This window comes from Haladaptatus cibarius D43, assembly GCF_000710615.1.
Classification (GTDB): domain Archaea; phylum Halobacteriota; class Halobacteria; order Halobacteriales; family Haladaptataceae; genus Haladaptatus; species Haladaptatus cibarius.
The window spans coordinates 185,803-201,623 of sequence record NZ_JDTH01000006.1 but is presented as its reverse complement, the minus strand read 5'-3'; the positions used below and the strand labels follow the sequence as shown (position 1 = coordinate 201,623).

15 protein-coding genes are annotated in these 15,821 nt (G+C 59.8%); 2 read left to right on the top strand and 13 right to left on the bottom strand.

What is annotated here, in order from left to right; all coding sequences use genetic code 11:
• Positions 1-130 precede the first annotated feature (130 nt).
• The 6 genes from HL45_RS16830 to HL45_RS16805 are packed head-to-tail and all read right to left on the bottom strand — an operon-like array spanning position 131 to position 6,863.
• Positions 131-1,012 (bottom strand): class I SAM-dependent methyltransferase, encoded by an 882-nt coding sequence (locus tag HL45_RS16830; protein WP_049972351.1) that lies wholly within the window; start codon positions 1,010-1,012, stop codon positions 131-133.
• Complete coding sequence (locus HL45_RS16825) at positions 1,009-2,094, bottom strand: glycosyltransferase family 4 protein (protein ID WP_049972350.1); 1,086 nt, start codon at positions 2,092-2,094, stop codon at positions 1,009-1,011. Before HL45_RS16825 ends, HL45_RS16830 begins: the two co-directional genes overlap by 4 nt.
• Complete coding sequence (locus tag HL45_RS16820) at positions 2,094-2,471, bottom strand: 6-pyruvoyl trahydropterin synthase family protein (RefSeq protein WP_049972349.1); 378 nt, start codon at positions 2,469-2,471, stop codon at positions 2,094-2,096. The genes HL45_RS16825 and HL45_RS16820 overlap by 1 nt, the downstream gene beginning before the upstream one ends.
• Positions 2,472-2,500: 29 nt before the next feature.
• Positions 2,501-3,538: a zinc-dependent alcohol dehydrogenase gene (locus tag HL45_RS16815; RefSeq protein ID WP_049972348.1), complete on the bottom strand. Its 1,038-nt coding sequence runs from the start codon at positions 3,536-3,538 to the stop codon at positions 2,501-2,503.
• Between the two features lie 28 nt (positions 3,539-3,566).
• Positions 3,567-4,178 carry a hypothetical protein gene (locus tag HL45_RS16810; protein ID WP_049972347.1) on the bottom strand — a complete coding sequence of 204 codons (612 nt, stop codon included), beginning with the start codon at positions 4,176-4,178 and terminating at the stop codon, positions 3,567-3,569.
• The gene (locus HL45_RS16805) at positions 4,179-6,863 is read right to left on the bottom strand and encodes a PAS domain S-box protein (protein ID WP_049972346.1); all 2,685 of its coding nucleotides are present in this window, start codon (positions 6,861-6,863) and stop codon (positions 4,179-4,181) included.
• A gap of 135 nt (positions 6,864-6,998) precedes the next feature.
• Between HL45_RS16805 and HL45_RS16800 the strand changes: the two genes are divergently transcribed.
• On the top strand, positions 6,999-7,625 hold the full coding sequence (locus HL45_RS16800) for a phosphoribosyltransferase (protein WP_049972345.1): 627 nt from the start codon (positions 6,999-7,001) through the stop codon (positions 7,623-7,625).
• A gap of 355 nt (positions 7,626-7,980) precedes the next feature.
• Positions 7,981-8,970, top strand: coding sequence for a transcription initiation factor IIB (locus HL45_RS16795; RefSeq protein ID WP_049972344.1), 990 nt, complete (start codon positions 7,981-7,983; stop codon positions 8,968-8,970).
• Between the two features lie 140 nt (positions 8,971-9,110).
• Here the strand turns inward: HL45_RS16795 and HL45_RS16790 are convergent, their stop codons facing one another.
• The 7 genes from HL45_RS16790 to HL45_RS16765 all read right to left on the bottom strand — a co-directional run bounded on the left by HL45_RS16790 (position 9,111) and on the right by HL45_RS16765 (position 15,723).
• The gene (locus HL45_RS16790; protein ID WP_049972343.1) at positions 9,111-10,169 is read right to left on the bottom strand and encodes a DUF7350 domain-containing protein; all 1,059 of its coding nucleotides are present in this window, start codon (positions 10,167-10,169) and stop codon (positions 9,111-9,113) included.
• 732 nt (positions 10,170-10,901) lie between these two features.
• Complete coding sequence (locus HL45_RS16785) at positions 10,902-12,173, bottom strand: DUF7405 family protein (RefSeq protein WP_049972342.1); 1,272 nt, start codon at positions 12,171-12,173, stop codon at positions 10,902-10,904.
• 90 nt (positions 12,174-12,263) lie between these two features.
• On the bottom strand, positions 12,264-13,631 hold the full coding sequence (locus tag HL45_RS16780) for a hypothetical protein (RefSeq protein ID WP_049972341.1): 1,368 nt from the start codon (positions 13,629-13,631) through the stop codon (positions 12,264-12,266).
• An 89-nt stretch (positions 13,632-13,720) separates the two neighbouring features.
• A complete protein-coding gene (locus HL45_RS16775; protein ID WP_049972340.1) occupies positions 13,721-14,026 on the bottom strand; it encodes a DUF7344 domain-containing protein in 306 nt (101 codons plus the stop codon).
• Between the two features lie 97 nt (positions 14,027-14,123).
• Positions 14,124-15,236, bottom strand: a complete 1,113-nt coding sequence (locus HL45_RS16770; protein WP_049972339.1) for a tyrosine-type recombinase/integrase — start codon at positions 15,234-15,236, stop codon at positions 14,124-14,126.
• A complete protein-coding gene (locus HL45_RS20915) occupies positions 15,233-15,373 on the bottom strand; it encodes a hypothetical protein (RefSeq protein WP_158413711.1) in 141 nt (46 codons plus the stop codon). Before HL45_RS20915 ends, HL45_RS16770 begins: the two co-directional genes overlap by 4 nt.
• A 38-nt stretch (positions 15,374-15,411) precedes the next feature.
• Entirely contained in the window at positions 15,412-15,723 is a 312-nt protein-coding gene (locus HL45_RS16765; protein ID WP_144240112.1) for a HalOD1 output domain-containing protein, read from the bottom strand.
• Between the last annotated feature and the right edge of the window lie 98 nt (positions 15,724-15,821).

Here is a 15,821-nt window from a genome sequence, read left to right as displayed (position 1 = left end):
GGTGACACGACGCGGATACGAAATGGACAGTAAGGAAACAATTTCTCGAATTGGTTAGTAAATAGACTATCTCGCGGCGAAAACCGAGAAATCTTCTCCGAAGCACCTTTCTCACGCTCTCTCACCGCGGTCACACCGCCTTCGCCAGCACGTCGAACTGGTGTGCGATGTAGGTGAGTTCTCCTTCGCCGACCTGTCTGTGGCGAGTCGTCAACCAGTCAGAAAACGCCGCCGCGTCGATTTCCGAATGGCCGTCGAGAACACCTGCAATCGTTCCGAGGATGTGCCGGAGAAAAATCCCCTCGTCCGCGGGGTACGACCCGTTTTCGGGATACACCACCCAGTCGGAACTCCCGACGGCGAGCAGTTCCGTCCCCCGATTTCGACATTCGGTGAGCAGTCGCCGTCCTGCTCTGCTCGACCCATCGCCGTCGTCGATGTGCCGGTGGTACAGTTCTGCGACTTGCTCGTCCAGTTCGTGTGCCGGTTCGAACATCGTCTCCCCATCGAAGGTAATCGGGAAGTAACACAGACCGCCGGGTTCGAGTATCGAGCGGAACGCCGGAAATGCCGAATCCAAATCGAACAGGTCGGCGACTGCGTGTCCGACGAGAACGTCCCACTGTCTGTCGGTTTTCCGCGCAAATTCGACTGCCTCCGCGACTTCGAAACGAACCGTAAGGGACTGTCCGTTTCGCTTGCACCGGAGTTCGTCTTCGTCGCCGTCTCGCTCGAACCCACTCGATTGCAGTCGCTCGCGGGCCATCTCGATGTTTTCCGGATTCACATCCAGTGCCGTGTACTGCACTCGATTCGGCAGGCAGTTCCACGAGCGAAGTCGCTCTATCATCGTGCCGATTCCGGCCCCGATTTCGAGCACTCGCACGGGGTCGCCGGGCGTGGCTGATTCGGCGACGGCGCACAGTTCACGCTGAAATCGGCGGAGTACCCGCCGATTCAGCGCCCGGTCGTCCACGGTTCGTTTCGCGTCGAGATACTGTTGAAACGTCATTGCTCCGGTGGAACCCTTCTATTTCCGCGGATTTTCCTCAGCAGTCTTTCGGCCGATTCGGTCGCCTCATTCCATCCCGGTTGGCGTTCGTATCGCTCCCGAGCCGAGATGCTCATTCGCGCGAGTCGGCGTCTGTCGTCCCGAAGCGTGCGAACTGCGTCGGCAATCGCGTCGGGGTCGTCGGGCGGAAGCAGAAATCCGTCGTCGCCGTCCGAGACGATTTCTCCCGCGCCGCCCGCCGTCGTGGCAATCGCGGGCAGACCGAACGCCATCCCTTCGAGGTAGACGAGGCCGAAGCCTTCGTACAGCGACGGAACCGCGAGAACGTGGCTCCGAGTGAGTTGTCCGGTGACAGCCTCATCCGGCAGTCGGCCCGCAAACGAAACCTTCTCGCGCAGGCCGAGTTCGTCGCGGAGACGACGAACTCGGTTCGCATACTCCTCGTCCGTCTTCGCACCGATAACCGTGAGATGCCAGTTTCCGGAGACGGAAGCAAGACCATTCAGTAGGACGTGAAGCCCCTTTCTGGGAACGACGTTTCCGAGGAAGACGAGTCGAAGGGTTCCCTCGAACTCTCGGCCAATCGATAACACTGGAACGAATCGGTCGAATCGGTCGCCTGCGGGGTATGCCACTGCCGTCTTCAGGTCGTTTCCTTCCTGTGAATCGAGCAGGTCGAAAACCGACTGTCGCGTCGTCTCGCTGTTGCAAATCACGCCGTCGAGATGCTGGAAATAGTCTCGCTCAATCGCACGGTAGCCTCGGTTTTTCCACGCCGCTCGTAGCTCGTCCGACCGAAGATGGTGGACGATAGCAACGATTGGGGCGTCTATCCCGCGGTTTATCCGAACCAGCGATGGATGACAGAGGTGATCTTCGAGAAGCACGTCGAATCCCGAAAGTCGGGAGCAACGTCGGCGCGAAAAGTTGTGCAGGAGACAGCGCCAGTACGACTCCCACGGAAAGCCGATGATTTCTACGCTGTGACCTCGCCTGCGCAGTCCCTCGACCAGCTTTCTGTCGTACCGAAATCCACCGGAACGCTCGGAAAGCGAGCCGTAGACGACGAGTCCGAGGTTCATCACACCGACCGCTCGAAACTAGCCCACGCGTCGTCGTCTTCCCGCAGTGTCACCTCGATTTCGCTGACTTCCGGAGCGTCGATTCCGGCGAGAACGCGGTCACAGAACAGCCGTGCAAAATGCTCGACGCTGGGATTCAACCCCTCGAACTCCGGCAGGTCGTTCAGCGTCTCGTCTCGATAGTAGGCAATAGTGTCGTCCAGCGACTCGCGTAATCGGTCTAAGTCCACGAGATAGCCGAATTCGTTCAGCGATTCGCCTCGGAGACGAATCTCAGCCCCGTACCGGTGGGAATGCAGTTCCCCCTCCGGGCCAGGATTTGGAACTGTCAGGTAATGCTGTGCGACGAACGGTTTGGAAACGGTTACTTCGTACATGTTCGATAATCTGATGTCCTCCGCAGGTGTCAGTCGTATGTCAGAAGGACGCTCACTGCCTCGTTCGGGCGTTCGTCCAGCAGTCGATATGCGTCGTGGGCGTCCCCAATCGAAATCCGATGAGTGACGAGCGATGTCACATCGAGATTCGAGAGTCGCCGCCACGCCACCGCGAGTCTGCGGTCTGCATCCCATCGACCTCGAAGTTCCGGGGAAATCGTACTCACTTGCGTACTCTCGATGTCGATGCGACTCCGGTGAAACGCCCCGCCGAGATTTAGGTCGGCACGCTTTTCGCCGTACCACGACCCGACCAAGATCCGTCCGTCGTACCCCGTCACCGCGATTGCGTCGTCCAGTGCGGGTGGGTTGCCCGAGAGTTCGTAGGTCAAATCCGCTCCCGCGGGCGTTTCTGCACGGGAGAGTTCGGTGTCGATTTTTTCGCGCACAGAATCGGTCGCATCCAGACTGCAATCAGCACCCATTGCTTCCGCGAGTTCGCGCCGTTGGGGATAGCAATCAACCGTCACGAGGTCGGAAAGCGGACTGTCAGCGAGTACTCCCGTCGTCACTAACCCGACGAGTCCCTGCCCGAAAACGACGGCCTGTTCCCCGATTCGCGGTGTCCCATCGAGAACGAAGTTCACCGCCGTTTCGACGGTCGGCAGGAAGACGGCTTCCGCCGGAGTGACCTCGTCCGGAATCCGAACGAGGTCGGACGGTGACGCGAGAAAACGACTCGCGTGCGGATGGAACGCGAACACGGATTCATCCATCCAGTCGTCGGAAACGTTCCCGCCGGTCGAAACAACCCTTCCGGCGGTCGCGTAGCCGTATTTGAGCGGGAACGCAAGCGACCCGGGCAGTGCGTCGATGGTCGCGTCGGTCGCCAGTTCGGTCGGTGCGTCCCCTCGATAGACGAGGAGTTCGGTGCCCGGACTGACCGCCGACACCTCGGCGCGAACGAGCACCTCGTCCTGCCCCGGTTCGGAAACCCCTTCCACGCGAACGTCGAGTTCGCGCGGCCCCGTGAAGTAGACCGTCCGTGCGGATGGCACGTATGCCATGCGACGGATTTAAAGAAATTCCTTTCGGCTACCACGTTCGCCGACGCCGTCGGCGAACGAGTCCGTAGACGAACGTCCGAATCGGCTTCAGCACGAGCCGAGACGGAACGCCGATATACGCCGAGACTGGGTCGTAGGTGCCCATCTCGACGAGGTTCAGCGCCCGTGCAGTCGCCCGATAATTTCCATCCATGACGCGCGGAGGGTGGCAGTTTCGGCGGTCTAGCAACACCAACGGCTCGTTGAGCGGGTTTTCGGCAATCGAACGTACCCGACGAACATCGACTCCGGTTTTTGCGGTTAGGTAGTCCAAATTCGTCCCGCCAGCCGCGTTACAGCGGGCGATTCTCCGGGCCGCCCCGAGAACCGTTTCGTCCGGGGAGAGCGCCCGCCACGACAGCTTTTCCGGCCCGTCGATAAGCCGAAGTCGCTCGAATGCGTGTCGAGAAAGCGTCACCTCCCGCCATTCAATCGGCGTTTCTCGCCAGAGGAACGACGCGGCACCCGGTTTCGCGTTTAGCAGTTCGTCTAGCGCCTCGCGCTCCGTGAGCGACTCGACGTCAGCCGAGGGAACTTCGGGCTTTCGAACTTCGAGTTCGAGCCATCGTTTGATGACGTGTTCCTGTGAAACGCGCGTCATTCACTCTGCCAGTTCGACGCCGGTGAACTCGAATCGTGTGCCTCCGGTTTCGCCCTTCCGGAGCGACACGTCCCATCCATGCGCCTCGGCAATCTGTTTGACGATAGTTAGCCCGAATCCGGTGCCGGTTTCGGCGGTGGAGTAGCCCGTCTCGAACACTGACTCGCGCGACGATTCGGGAATCCCCGGCCCGTCGTCTTCGACGTAAAAGCCAGCGTCGGGTGCGACGGAGTGAGCACCGCTCGCAGTGCTCGTTTCGTTCCCGTTTCTCCCGATTTCCGCTTTGCCGACTGCATTCAGTTCGCCGACGGTAACCGCAACGTCCGACCCGGCGTGCTCGATGGCGTTTCGGAACAGGTTTTCGAGCACCTGTTGGAGGCGACTCGCGTCCGCGTCGATGGTGGTTTCCCACGAGACGTCGAGCGTGGCCGAACCCGTTTCGACGGACGCCCACGCGTTCGTCGTGATTTCCAACCCGTAAACCGCTTCCGTCTCGCTCACCGTCTGGCCCTGCCGTGCGAGCGTCAACACGTCCTTTACGATTCCCGCCATTCGCTCGTGGGCGTTGTCCACTCGCGTCAGATGCTCTGATTCGCCCGTTGCCCGGTACAGGTCGAGATAGCCCTGTGCGACGTTGAGCGGATTTCTCAGGTCGTGTGAAACGAGGTTGGCGAACTCCTCAAGTCGCTCGTTCTGGCGCTCCAGTTCGCGTTGGTTGGCCTTGCGCTCGTCCTCTCGCTCCGCTCGGTCGAGCGCGGCGGCGGTGTTCGCGGCGAGCAGTTGCGCGTAGTACACGTCGAAGTCGTCCAATTCGTCGCCGCCGAACGCCATCACGCCGCGACTGCCGAGCGGGACGAACGCCTCCGATTTCTTCGATTCCGTTTCGGTTTCCCACTCTTTTTTCCCGTCTTGTTCTTCTCCGTCTACCCGTTCTTCCTCGCTTTCCCGTTCTTTCCCGTCTTCCTGCTCGCGTCTGATGACCGTCTCGTCCGATTCGAACGCTTCCAACGTGGCACGCTGGTCGGAGACGGAAACCCCCGTTCCGTACTCGTCCCGATGCATTTCGGTTCTGGCGGCCAGTCGGAACTCGTCGTTTTCGTGCTGCCAGATGCCGGTGACCGGTAGTTCGAGAACGTCGGTTGCGATTGTGACCGCGTGTTCGCTCACGTCGGCGCTCGTCTCCGCCTGCATGAGTTTGCGGGTCGAATCGTGGAGCGATTCGAGCGTCTCCTCGCGGTTCTTGCGCTCGGTCACGTCCCGAAGGTAAATCGACACGCCGTTGTCGGACGGATAGACGTTCGCTTCGAACCACCCGTCGAAGGGTTCGTAATAGCCCTCAAACGTGGTCGGTTCCTGTGTTCGCATGGCCTCTCGACAGCCCTCGGAGAAGAACGAATTGGCGACTTCGGGGAACCGTTCCCAGATGTTCTCGCCGATTATTTCCGATGCGGTTCGGTGGAGAATCTGTTCTGCTCGGCGGTTCAGATATGTAAATCGCCATTCGTCGTCAAGCGCGAGGAAGGCGTCGGTCATCCGCGCGAGGATTTCGTTGCGCTCTTCCCTCATCTTTCGGAGTTCGGTAACATCCCGCGAATTGAGAACCAAGCCTTCCACTGCGGGGTCGGTGAGATGGTTTTCACCCGTCGTTTCGAGGTAGTTCCACGACCCATCTGCGTGTTGGAACCGATAGGTAATCGTCGGTGTGACGGTCGGGTCTTCTAGCGCCCGGTAGAACGTCTCCATCACGTGCTGGCGGTCGTCGGGATGAATGTAATCGAATGCAAGTTCACCTAACAGGTCGTCCATGTCGTAGCCGAGTCGGGAAACGGAGGGGCTTTCGTAGCGGATAATGCCCGTTTCGTCGATGAGCGTGACGATGTCCTGCGAATGTTCGATGAGGGCTTGCAGGCGTTGCTCGCTTCGTTTGCGGTCGGTCACGTCGCGAACGGTTCCGATTGTCGCAGGTTTGCCGTTGTAACTCGTTCTGCGCACGGAGAAGTCACCGTATCGGATGTCGTCGTCTTTCGTTCTGAACTTCGCTTCGTAGGTCGAAACGGAATGGTCGCCGCGCTTTCGACTCGCTGCGATGGATTGTATGCGTTCGTGATCGTCCGAGTGGAGAAGCGTCCAGACGTTCATCCCTCGCAGTTCCTCGGCGTCGTAGCCGGTAATCTCGCAGGCGCGTTCGTTGACGAAGGCGAAGCGGTCGTCCTGATAGATGTAAATCGCGTCGTGGCTTCCTTCCACGACGGTTCGATAGCGTTCCTCGCTCTCTCGAAGCGCGTTCTCGGTGCGATAGGTGTGGACGGCGTTCTCGATTCGGTTTGCTAATACCGCACAGTCGTCCGACGTGATTTCCTTTTCGATGTAGTCGGTGACGCCAGCGGAAATCGCACGGCTTGCGATTTCCTCGCTTCCGGCGCTGGTAAAGAGAACGAACGGAAGTTCGGGATACTCCTCTCTGACGACATCGAGGAGTTCGAGGCCGTCCATTTCGGGCATTTCGTAATCGCTGACGATGCAGTCGATGTCCGTCTCCCGAAGAACGGAAAGCGCCGCTTCGCTGGAGGTGGCGGTGTGAAGATGTAGCCGCTCCGACTCCGCTTCGAGAAACGTCTTCGTGAGGTCGAGCAAACTGTGGTCGTCGTCAACGTGGAGAACGACGATAGGAGACGTAGCACTCATTTTGCTCAGGGTACTCGATAGAGATGGTATACTACCATAATTGTTATGAATGGTACATTTGATTTATAAGTGACTGGTGCGGAGAAGCGTCCATCTTTATCCGGGCTTCGCTCTTCTCTAGAATGGGTGGGAGCCATGTTCGAGGACAGAACTGACGCAGGCGAGCAACTCGCGGAACGCGTCCGGGACGAAGGAATCACCGCCGACATCGTACTCGCAATTCCGCGCGGTGGATTACCGATTGGGCGACCGGTCGCTGACGCGCTACAAGCGCCGCTCGACGTCGTCGTTGCGAAGAAATTGGGAGCACCACAGAATCCAGAACTCGCAATCGGGGCCGTCGGTGCCGACGGAAGCGTGTGGTTGAACGACGCGCTCATCCAGCGAATCGGGGTAGACGACGTCTATGTCGAACGGGAGCGAGAGCGGAAAGCAGAACAGGCTATTGTGAAAGCCACACAATACCGTGGTAATGGGCCGATACCGAACATAGACGGCAAGCGAGTCGTAGTCGTGGACGACGGCGTTGCGACCGGTGCGACGACTATCGCGTGCCTTCGACAGGTGAGAAACGCGGGTGCAGACTACGTCGTTCTCGCAGTTCCGGTCGGCTCACCCCGTTCCATCGAACGCCTGTATGACGACGCAGACGACGTGATGTGTCTCGAAACGCCGCCGCATTTCAGTGCAGTCGGACAGTTCTACCGAGTGTTCGAGCAGGTTCCGGACGAAGTCGCACAGACGTATCTGCGCGCGGAGTGAAACAACAGACCGATGCCCACTTAAATCATGTGGTATGAGAACAATCATCGTATGCACCCATTTTCGACCCGATAGCGAGGACACAATTGACAGCAACTCAGCAGTCGAAACAACAACCGTCAGTCCGTGACCGATAGATTTTTGTCCGTTTCGATGCACGTTTCGTGGAATGTTAGGCGTTCAAACTGCGATTAACGCGAGGTACAGCCTTCATTAACTCGAAATACGGTACAGTGAATATCGCACCATACACCGAAACAGTTAAGTATGTTTCGTCCTAACCGATAGTTAGGAAGTAAGCTTCCGGGTTTTTTCAGGATTTACCCTGCCGGGAGCCTCCGCCAACGCACCAACCATGACTTCAACCAGAATCCAACGCTACGACGAGTCCGGCGTAGCGACCCACGACCAAGAGCGCGAGAGCGAGGACGAACAGGAGCAGGAAAACATCTGCCCCGAATGTGGTGGGAACCTCGTCAACGACGAGGGCCACGGCGAAACCGTCTGTGCCGAATGTGGCCTCGTTGTAGACGAGGACAACGTAGACCGCGGCCCGGAATGGCGCGCGTTCGACGCCACGGAGAAAGACGAAAAATCCCGTGTCGGTGCACCGACGACCAAAATGATGCACGACAAGGGGCTTTCGACCAACATCGGCTGGCAGGACAAAGACGCCTACGGCAACACCCTCGGCTCCCGCCAGCGCGAGAAGATGCAGCGACTGCGGACGTGGAACGAACGGTTCCGAACCCGCGACAGCAAGGAACGAAACCTCAAGCAAGCGCTCGGCGAAATCGACCGGATGGCGTCCGCGCTCGGACTGCCGAAGAACGTCCGGGAGACGGCAAGCGTCATCTACCGCCGTGCCCTTGACGAAGACCTCCTTCCGGGTCGTTCCATCGAAGGCGTGGCAACCGCCTCGCTGTACGCGGCGGCCCGCCAGTCCGGCGTCCCGCGCAGTCTCGACGAGGTGGCGAGCGTCAGTCGAATCGAGGCGATGGAGTTCAAACGCACCTACCGCTACATCGTGCGCGAACTCGGCCTCGAAATTCAGCCCGCAGACCCACAGAGCTACGTGACGCGGTTCGCCTCCGACCTCGACGTGAGCGACGAATCCGAGCGCCGAGCGCACGACCTGCTCGAAACCGCAAAGAAACAGGGCGTCCACAGCGGCAAATCGCCGGTCGGACTCGCCGCCGCGGCGGTGTACGCCGGTTCCCTGCTCACCAACGAGAAGGTCACCCAGTCCGAAGTGAGCGACGTGGCCAGCGTGAGCGAAGTCACGATTCGCAACCGCTATCAGGAACTGCTCGAATCCGAGGAAGACCGCCGTGCAGTCGCCTAAATCTCGTTTTTCGCGACTGTTTCTGTAACGCTGTTTTGTTCTAAAATAAATTTGACAACTAGTGGCGACACCGCGAACTGGCGCTGTGAAAGGAACTGTGTGGGGAGGGTCGAGAACGTCAGCAGGAAACGGACAGTCAATCAGACCGAGAACGTCATCTCCGGCATCTGCAGGAACGCGGTTTCATATCCCTCGTGCCGGGACACCTGTGGCACCGAATCGACGGACACGACCAGTTCGTCGCCCGATTCGATACCGGAAACGTTCGCGCCGTAGTGGTAGCCCATCTCGGGGTCGAGCGTCGGTTTCAGCGTGCCGTCGAAGACGGATTCACTGCCCCGGCTAACCGTCGCCGAGAGCGACATCATTGGAATCGGATAGCTCCGGTATGGTGTCCGCGGCGAGACAGCAAGGTAGGTGTCCTCGGTCATTTCGGTGTCGTCCACGGCGGTTGCGAGGAACTTCGCATCCCCGCTTCGCTGTTCTCCGATGAACTGCCCCGGCAGGTCGTTCTGTGACGGCACCGTACTCATCGGCATCATGTCCATTTCCATCATGGGCAACGCGCCCTGCGACCCTTTCTTCTGGTCGTACTCCTCGAACGATACGCCGTCTATTTTCTCCTGTGTTATCTCGAACTCCGTTGAGAGCGTCACCGCGGAACCGAACTGCCCCGCCAGCGTGCCGGTTCGACGGATGCCCAGTCCGCTCACCTGCACGTCGGCGGTGTAGGTGCCGTCACCGTCCAACCCCATGTTGTCGCCGAAGTGAAAGCCCATGTTCTGGGAGAGCATCGGCCACATCGTTCTGGTGTCGCTCCAATCGTCCTTCGACAGTTCGACGCGGACATCTCCGGCCGGAAGTACCGTCATCGTTTCCGCGTCCCAAACGGTCGCCATCAGATGCACGTCGTCGCCGTTCTCGATGGTTACTTTTTCCTGCTGTTGGGAGGTTCCGCCGCCCATCAGCCAGAAGCGGTGTGGGAACGAGTACATCAGTCCGAGTCGCCAGCGTCCCTGTTTTGCCATCCCGGCCATCTCCATCCCTTCGGAGTGGGTCGGATAGTACACCGCGTCCGGCCGGTCTTCGATCAACGGTGGTTCGGTCGGTGTCGTGTCCGTTTCAAACAGTCCGGAACATCCCGCGAGCGCAGTCGCGCTCGTGAGGCCCGCAGTCTGCAAAAACCTGCGACGATTCATTGGATGGGATTTGTCATCGACTCTGAAAAGGGGTTCTGGTACATCCCTCGAAAAGGCGTGTGTTCGTACATGATGGCTGTGTTGTATCCGCAGAACTTTGTCGGTGGTATCTTTTCAGTTTCATATGATTGTTTTCCGGTGTTCGTAGACTGTTGCCGACAACAAATGACCGCCACCGCACCGCAACCTCGGGCCACACCCTCCCCAACCGATTCGTTCCCTCGCTTACGCTCGCTCACTCATCCCTCGCGCGCTTCGTTGAGACGGTTCGGACGATGTGTCCTCACCGTCTCGCCAGCGCGCGCCACACGGCAAATTCGGAACTTTCGGATGGACGCAAACCCTATGGCGCGTGCGTTGGCAAGCCCGGGACTTGTCGTCTGAGGGCTTGCGCAGTATCCGCGCGCGGTCTTCGTGAGCGACGCAGGAGTTCTCGTGAGTGACAGCGGAGCGAACGAGAGCACGGAAGTGCTGTACTCTTCCGGAGCGAGCGAACGGCTCGTCGGAGACGAACTCCGACGGTGGATGACCAGAACGACTGAAAGGAGTGGCGGGAATCGGTCGGAGAGGCACGTGGGCAGTTGCGGTACGGTGGTGGTTTTCATTGGGGTCGGTAGTAGCTAGCTTCAAGAATTGCCAAGTTCCTCCTCGTCCAAAGACAGAACCACACGACAGCTAGAATCCAAACATCAGAACCGCAGAACTCGAAATACAAACGGAAGCGAACCCATCTCACTGGTTCGGATTCGGAAGCGACCGACGCGAGCGCGGTGGCACCAAAAAGTTCCCCCGGCGCTCCACGGTCATGTACTGCAAAATGCCGTTGTTGACGCGCTGGCCGACCGACGAATTCTCGGCGAGGTCGTCGCCGTTCATGGCTTCTCGCGTCTCCTCGAAATCCGAAATCGAACGCTGAACCGCGACGAAATGCAGGCCCGCCTTGCCGCCATCAGTCGAATCGAAATCCCGGCGGAGGATGAGCGGCGAGTCGTCTTTCCGGGCGGAAGCGGATTTCTGGGAGTGGCCGACCATCCCTCGCTTTCGGGCGTGTTCTTCGACCTGTCCGATGCAGTCGTCTCCCATCCCGCTGGAATCGCCGAGGTTGTCGCCCGCGCCCTCGACGCGGCCCTCTTCTGCGTGAACCGGACAAAACATTTTCGCAACGCGCTGGTCACGACTGTCCTGTTCGTACCACTGGTCGAGGTGGAGGCTGATGTTGGAGACGTGCTGTGTGGTACCACCGGCAAACGGGCCGTCCTGAATCGTCACGCTGTCCTCGTTGGCCTGATTCTTCCGGAAGCCGGATTTGAACCCCATGTAAAGCGGAGAGTCCTCCGGAACTGGCTCCGAATCGGGAATTCCGTTTACGTCCTGATGCTCGGCAGGGAGGCCGTCACCGACGAATCCGGTTCGGCGATTTGCTTTCTCGAACACGTCCGCGAGGCCCGTCACGGAAACGCCGTTCAACTCGTCCCGATTGCCGAGTAGGGCTTCTTCGACGGCCAGCACGAGTTCCGCGTGGTCGCTGGCGAGGTGGACGACGGCGTCCTGTTCGTCTAGCTTGGGGTCTTCGAAGGACGCGAGGGCTTTCGGTTTCGGCAGCACGTCCTCGGCACCGAACCGGGCGAAGTACGATGGGGAGTAGCCGACCGAAAATAGCAGTCCGTCGTGGCTTCGCTTGTAGGCGCGTTCGAGATTCTTGAACGCGGATTCGACGGTTTCGCGCTCGGATTGGCTTGGGGTTCCGTTGTCCCCTCCAGCGTAGTTCAGAAAGAGGAGCACTTGATGCCGAGGGGCAACATCGTTGTCGTGGTCGTCCGTCGCCAGAAACTGATTCCACGCGTGCTGGCGCTCCGGAAGGGAAGAGAGGTCGTCCGGCCCTTGCTCCACGTCGGGCATTCCACCGCCCCGGTCGAGGCAGGCCGACAGCGCCGCCGACCCGCCGATGGCGACCGCGGCCTTCATGAACTCGCGTCGGGGGATTCCGCGCGTCGAGTCGCTCATTGGGTGACTCTAGCGACCACGCGAGAAAAGGAGTTCTGGTACGTCCGTCGAAATCACCACTGAATACAATCGACTAGACTCAGACCAGACTCAGGTCGCAACCGGACGCGAAATTATCCACAGCGAGAGGACGGTGTAACCGACCATCAACGCGGTCAGCGGAAGATGGGTTCGACCGACGCGAGCGGTGCGGTTCGTGCGCTCCAGCGCGACGTAGTGCGCCGCGACGACCGCGACGAGATGTCCCAAAACGATGAGTAGCACCTGCGAGGCCCAGAACGCCGGAAGCGAGAGCCAACCCAGTAGTTCGATTTCCGTCCCCCCGAGAACCGTCAACAGACGCGACAACTGCTGGAGGACGAAGGGGTAGTTGTGCGCCACTTCGTAGGCCACCGCGATGGGGACGACGGTCGGCGCAAGCGCGAGGGCCATTTCGCGCCACGATTCGTGGGTTTGCCCGCGTTTTGCATCTCCCGAAATTCGCTGAGTCAATATCGCCACGAACGCGAAGACGGCGAGAAACGCCAGAAACCCGCCGAGATACAGCGGCACCGAGACGACAGAGCCGAGTCCAGTGGCGTCTCGCGCCGAGAAGAGAATCGTCTGATATTCGGGTGTCTCCGTAAAGCCGTCGAAGCTGACGGTGTAGACGCTCGCCACGACGAATGCCGAAACCGAGAGCGACTGAACGGGAGGGAGACAGCCACGCCACGGCGGGCGAAGGTCGATTCCGTTTCCGCCGACTTTGAGGGGCGCAACTCGTCCGAACAGTCGGTAGAGAACCGCTAATGAGTCGGCGCGCTCGAACCACGTCGTTCCGAACAGCACGCCGCCGAACAGCATGATGAGTGCGTAGGCCGCCAGAAGCACGGCGGTCAGTCGCGGTGAATCCGGAATCCGAGTCACGTTCTCCGCGACACCGACGAGGGCGAGAAAGCCGACGAGAGCGGGCCAATCGCCGAGCCAGTCGGGATAGTCGAACAGCGCCAACTCCTTCCCCTCGACCGTGGACAGACCGTCGTAAATCGTCCGCCACGGTGCGAGCGTCCGCCACGGACTGCCGAACAGCACCGCGAGCAGGCCGACGCCTTTCAGCCAAATCGACCACGTAAACAGGGTCGCAGGATTGTCTCGCGCGTTCGCCGGGCCGACCGAACCGACGGCGAGAACGAACAGAAAAACCGCGAGAAACAGTACTCGGGCCACGAGTCGAAGGGCGGCAACCGTGTCGGGGGAGAACACGGAAACCCGGTGCATTCCGGTTGGCGTGCGCTCGACCGTAGCGGAGAGAAAGAGCGCCGTGAGCGCGACGGTGGCCCCCGCTCCGCCGAACAGCAAGGTGAGCGGAATCGGCGCGTCGAACCGCGTGGTGACGCCGTGGGCGGTTGCAACGCCCGCGAAGAGGACTACAGAAACGAGGGAGGCGAAGACGAGGAGGGGCGTCCGGCGAAGTCGCATGAGTCGAAATCGGTGGTGCGGGAAAAAGGGGTTGTTGGTATGCGATTCGAATCTTCGATTTCGAATCGCATTCTCACCACCACGTCGCGTCAGTCGAGTCCGTCGAGAACCGGACGGACTTCCTCGAATCGCGCTCCCCGTCGAATTTCGTCGGAATCGCTGTGCCACTCGATAAACTCGAAATCGGCGAGTTTCGGCAGGTGGATAGTGCGCACTGCCAGTTCGATTCGGTCACGGTCATCGCCGTACTCCGCCTCTAATCGGCGGGACACCTCCGAAACGCGGAGGCGTCCCGCGTCCAGTTCGAACAGGATTCGTCGCCGATAGGCGCTCGAAAGCACGTGGAATACCGCGTCGAGTTGCGCCGGTTTGTCGTGCCATTCACAGTGACTCATACCCCTCGCTAGCGGTGGACGTCATAAACAAATATACCCTGCACTGTTAGGGACGAAGATGTGGATGTCGGTGGAGAAGGTTGGAGTCTACAGAACGTCACGAATCGTCCAGTACGTCGTCCACGCGCTCCGCCGTCTCGCTCGCACGAATGTTCGAATAGCTTTCGTGTGTCGTCGCAATCGAGGCGTGGCGGAGCGCGGATTGGGCCAGTTCCGCGTGGCCTTCGCTGTACAACTGATGGCCGAGTCCGCGGCGCGCTCCGTGGGGTTTCAGATATTCGCCGTCGATATCCAGTCCGGCCGCCTCGCAGAGGCGTTTCATCAGGTTGCGCGCGCCGCGGGTCGAAATCGCGGGAATGGCGATTTCGTACTCGCGCACCACGTCGTCGATGTCGTTTTCGTCGAGGATGGTTTCGATTTGGCTCTCGGTGTAGTCGCCCGCTAACTGCTCGCGGACGGCGCGATATTTCGACGGCGCGTGGTCGGTCGGAAACACCGGAAACCGTGGTGTCGGTGGGTCGAAAACCCGGTGATAGCGCTCCAACGCCTCTCCGGCTTTTTTCGGCAGTTGTGCGTATTCGTACTCTCGGGATTTGCCGAACACGCGAAGCGACCCACCTTCGATGTCCACGTCTCGCCACGTGATTCCGGGTCGCTTGTCGTCCGCCGGGGCGCGGAACACTTCCGCGCCCCGGACGCCTGACAGTGCAAGTAACCGAACGAGTGCCCGGTCGCGGTAGGCGCGTTCGCGCGAAATTCCATTACCATCGCCCTCGCCATCCGCCTCCAACGCCTGCTCTACTCGTTTGTCCATGAACGCGAGGATGGCTTTTCTGTCGCGTTCCGACCAGAACTGGCGGTTCGCGTCGGCGGTGTTCTCCGGCAGTTCGGCCTGCGCCCGCGAGACGGCGGCGGGATTCCGAGAGAGGAGTTCGTCGGCCTCGCAGAACCCGAGAAACGCCCGAACGTAGGCGTAGTAGGTGTGGGCAGTCGAGGATTTCAGTTCGTCCTCGCGCACCTGTCGTTTGAGGTGGCGGGCGTACCGACGGCAGTCGATGACTTCCACGCCGTCCAGTTGGGTTACGGCTCGTTCCTGTGCGAGCCACTCAGACCACTGCGTGAGCGCGGAACCGGCGTTGGTGCGGTAGTTTCCGGCCTCGATGCTGGAGAGGTATTCTTCGATTGCGGCGGTGAGCGTCGTCCCTGTCATGCTAGTCGCGGGTCGAACGTCCCACTCAGTTCGGTGCCGCATCGGGGACACGTCAGTTTCCGTTCCTCGTCCACGAACCGTCCGACTGGGCCGAGATAGCCGCAGGCGGAACATCGCCGTATCGGTAGCTGAATCATCGCATCTGTCGTTTCGTGGGGCCGGGAGGGATAAAAATCTACGTTCCTTCTTCGGGTGGATGAACCGCGATGAGGCCGTCGCTTTGGATGAAGATGTAGTACTCCTCGAACGTGAATCCGACGTGACTGTCCGTCCGGATTTTTCCCCCCCGTCGCGGGGCAAACAGTCCGTCCAAGGCGTCCGGATCGAACTGGTCGTAGAGCGGGCCGATTTCCGTCGGATCTTCGTCCATCGCTTCCGCAATCGCCGTCATGACTGTCGTACTGAGTGATTCCGCGTCTGTCCAGTCGTGAGTCGTGTGGTACGTCGCCGGGGGTGCTCCCGGTTGGGATGTGTTCGATTTACTCATTGGGGACACCTTCGAAACACGTGATTCGTGTTCGTCACACATACACCCTGAAAAATCATAAAGCCCTGTCAGACGAAAAACCGGTTGTAGTCATACGC

Bases quoted from the DNA above. Each gene is read 5' to 3' on its own strand.
- HL45_RS16830 (WP_049972351.1), bottom strand. From the start codon at position 1,012: ATGACGTTTCAACAGTATCTCGACGCGAAACGAACCGTGGACGACCGG.
- HL45_RS16825 (WP_049972350.1), bottom strand. From the start codon at position 2,094: ATGAACCTCGGACTCGTCGTCTACGGCTCGCTTTCCGAGCGTTCCGGT.
- HL45_RS16820 (WP_049972349.1), bottom strand. From the start codon at position 2,471: ATGTACGAAGTAACCGTTTCCAAACCGTTCGTCGCACAGCATTACCTG.
- HL45_RS16815 (WP_049972348.1), bottom strand. From the start codon at position 3,538: ATGGCATACGTGCCATCCGCACGGACGGTCTACTTCACGGGGCCGCGC.
- HL45_RS16810 (WP_049972347.1), bottom strand. From the start codon at position 4,178: ATGACGCGCGTTTCACAGGAACACGTCATCAAACGATGGCTCGAACTC.
- HL45_RS16805 (WP_049972346.1), bottom strand. From the start codon at position 6,863: ATGAGTGCTACGTCTCCTATCGTCGTTCTCCACGTTGACGACGACCAC.
- HL45_RS16800 (WP_049972345.1), top strand. From the start codon at position 6,999: ATGTTCGAGGACAGAACTGACGCAGGCGAGCAACTCGCGGAACGCGTC.
- HL45_RS16795 (WP_049972344.1), top strand. From the start codon at position 7,981: ATGACTTCAACCAGAATCCAACGCTACGACGAGTCCGGCGTAGCGACC.
- HL45_RS16790 (WP_049972343.1), bottom strand. From the start codon at position 10,169: ATGAATCGTCGCAGGTTTTTGCAGACTGCGGGCCTCACGAGCGCGACT.
- HL45_RS16785 (WP_049972342.1), bottom strand. From the start codon at position 12,173: ATGAGCGACTCGACGCGCGGAATCCCCCGACGCGAGTTCATGAAGGCC.
- HL45_RS16780 (WP_049972341.1), bottom strand. From the start codon at position 13,631: ATGCGACTTCGCCGGACGCCCCTCCTCGTCTTCGCCTCCCTCGTTTCT.
- HL45_RS16775 (WP_049972340.1), bottom strand. From the start codon at position 14,026: ATGAGTCACTGTGAATGGCACGACAAACCGGCGCAACTCGACGCGGTA.
- HL45_RS16770 (WP_049972339.1), bottom strand. From the start codon at position 15,236: ATGACAGGGACGACGCTCACCGCCGCAATCGAAGAATACCTCTCCAGC.
- HL45_RS20915 (WP_158413711.1), bottom strand. From the start codon at position 15,373: ATGATTCAGCTACCGATACGGCGATGTTCCGCCTGCGGCTATCTCGGC.
- HL45_RS16765 (WP_144240112.1), bottom strand. From the start codon at position 15,723: ATGAGTAAATCGAACACATCCCAACCGGGAGCACCCCCGGCGACGTAC.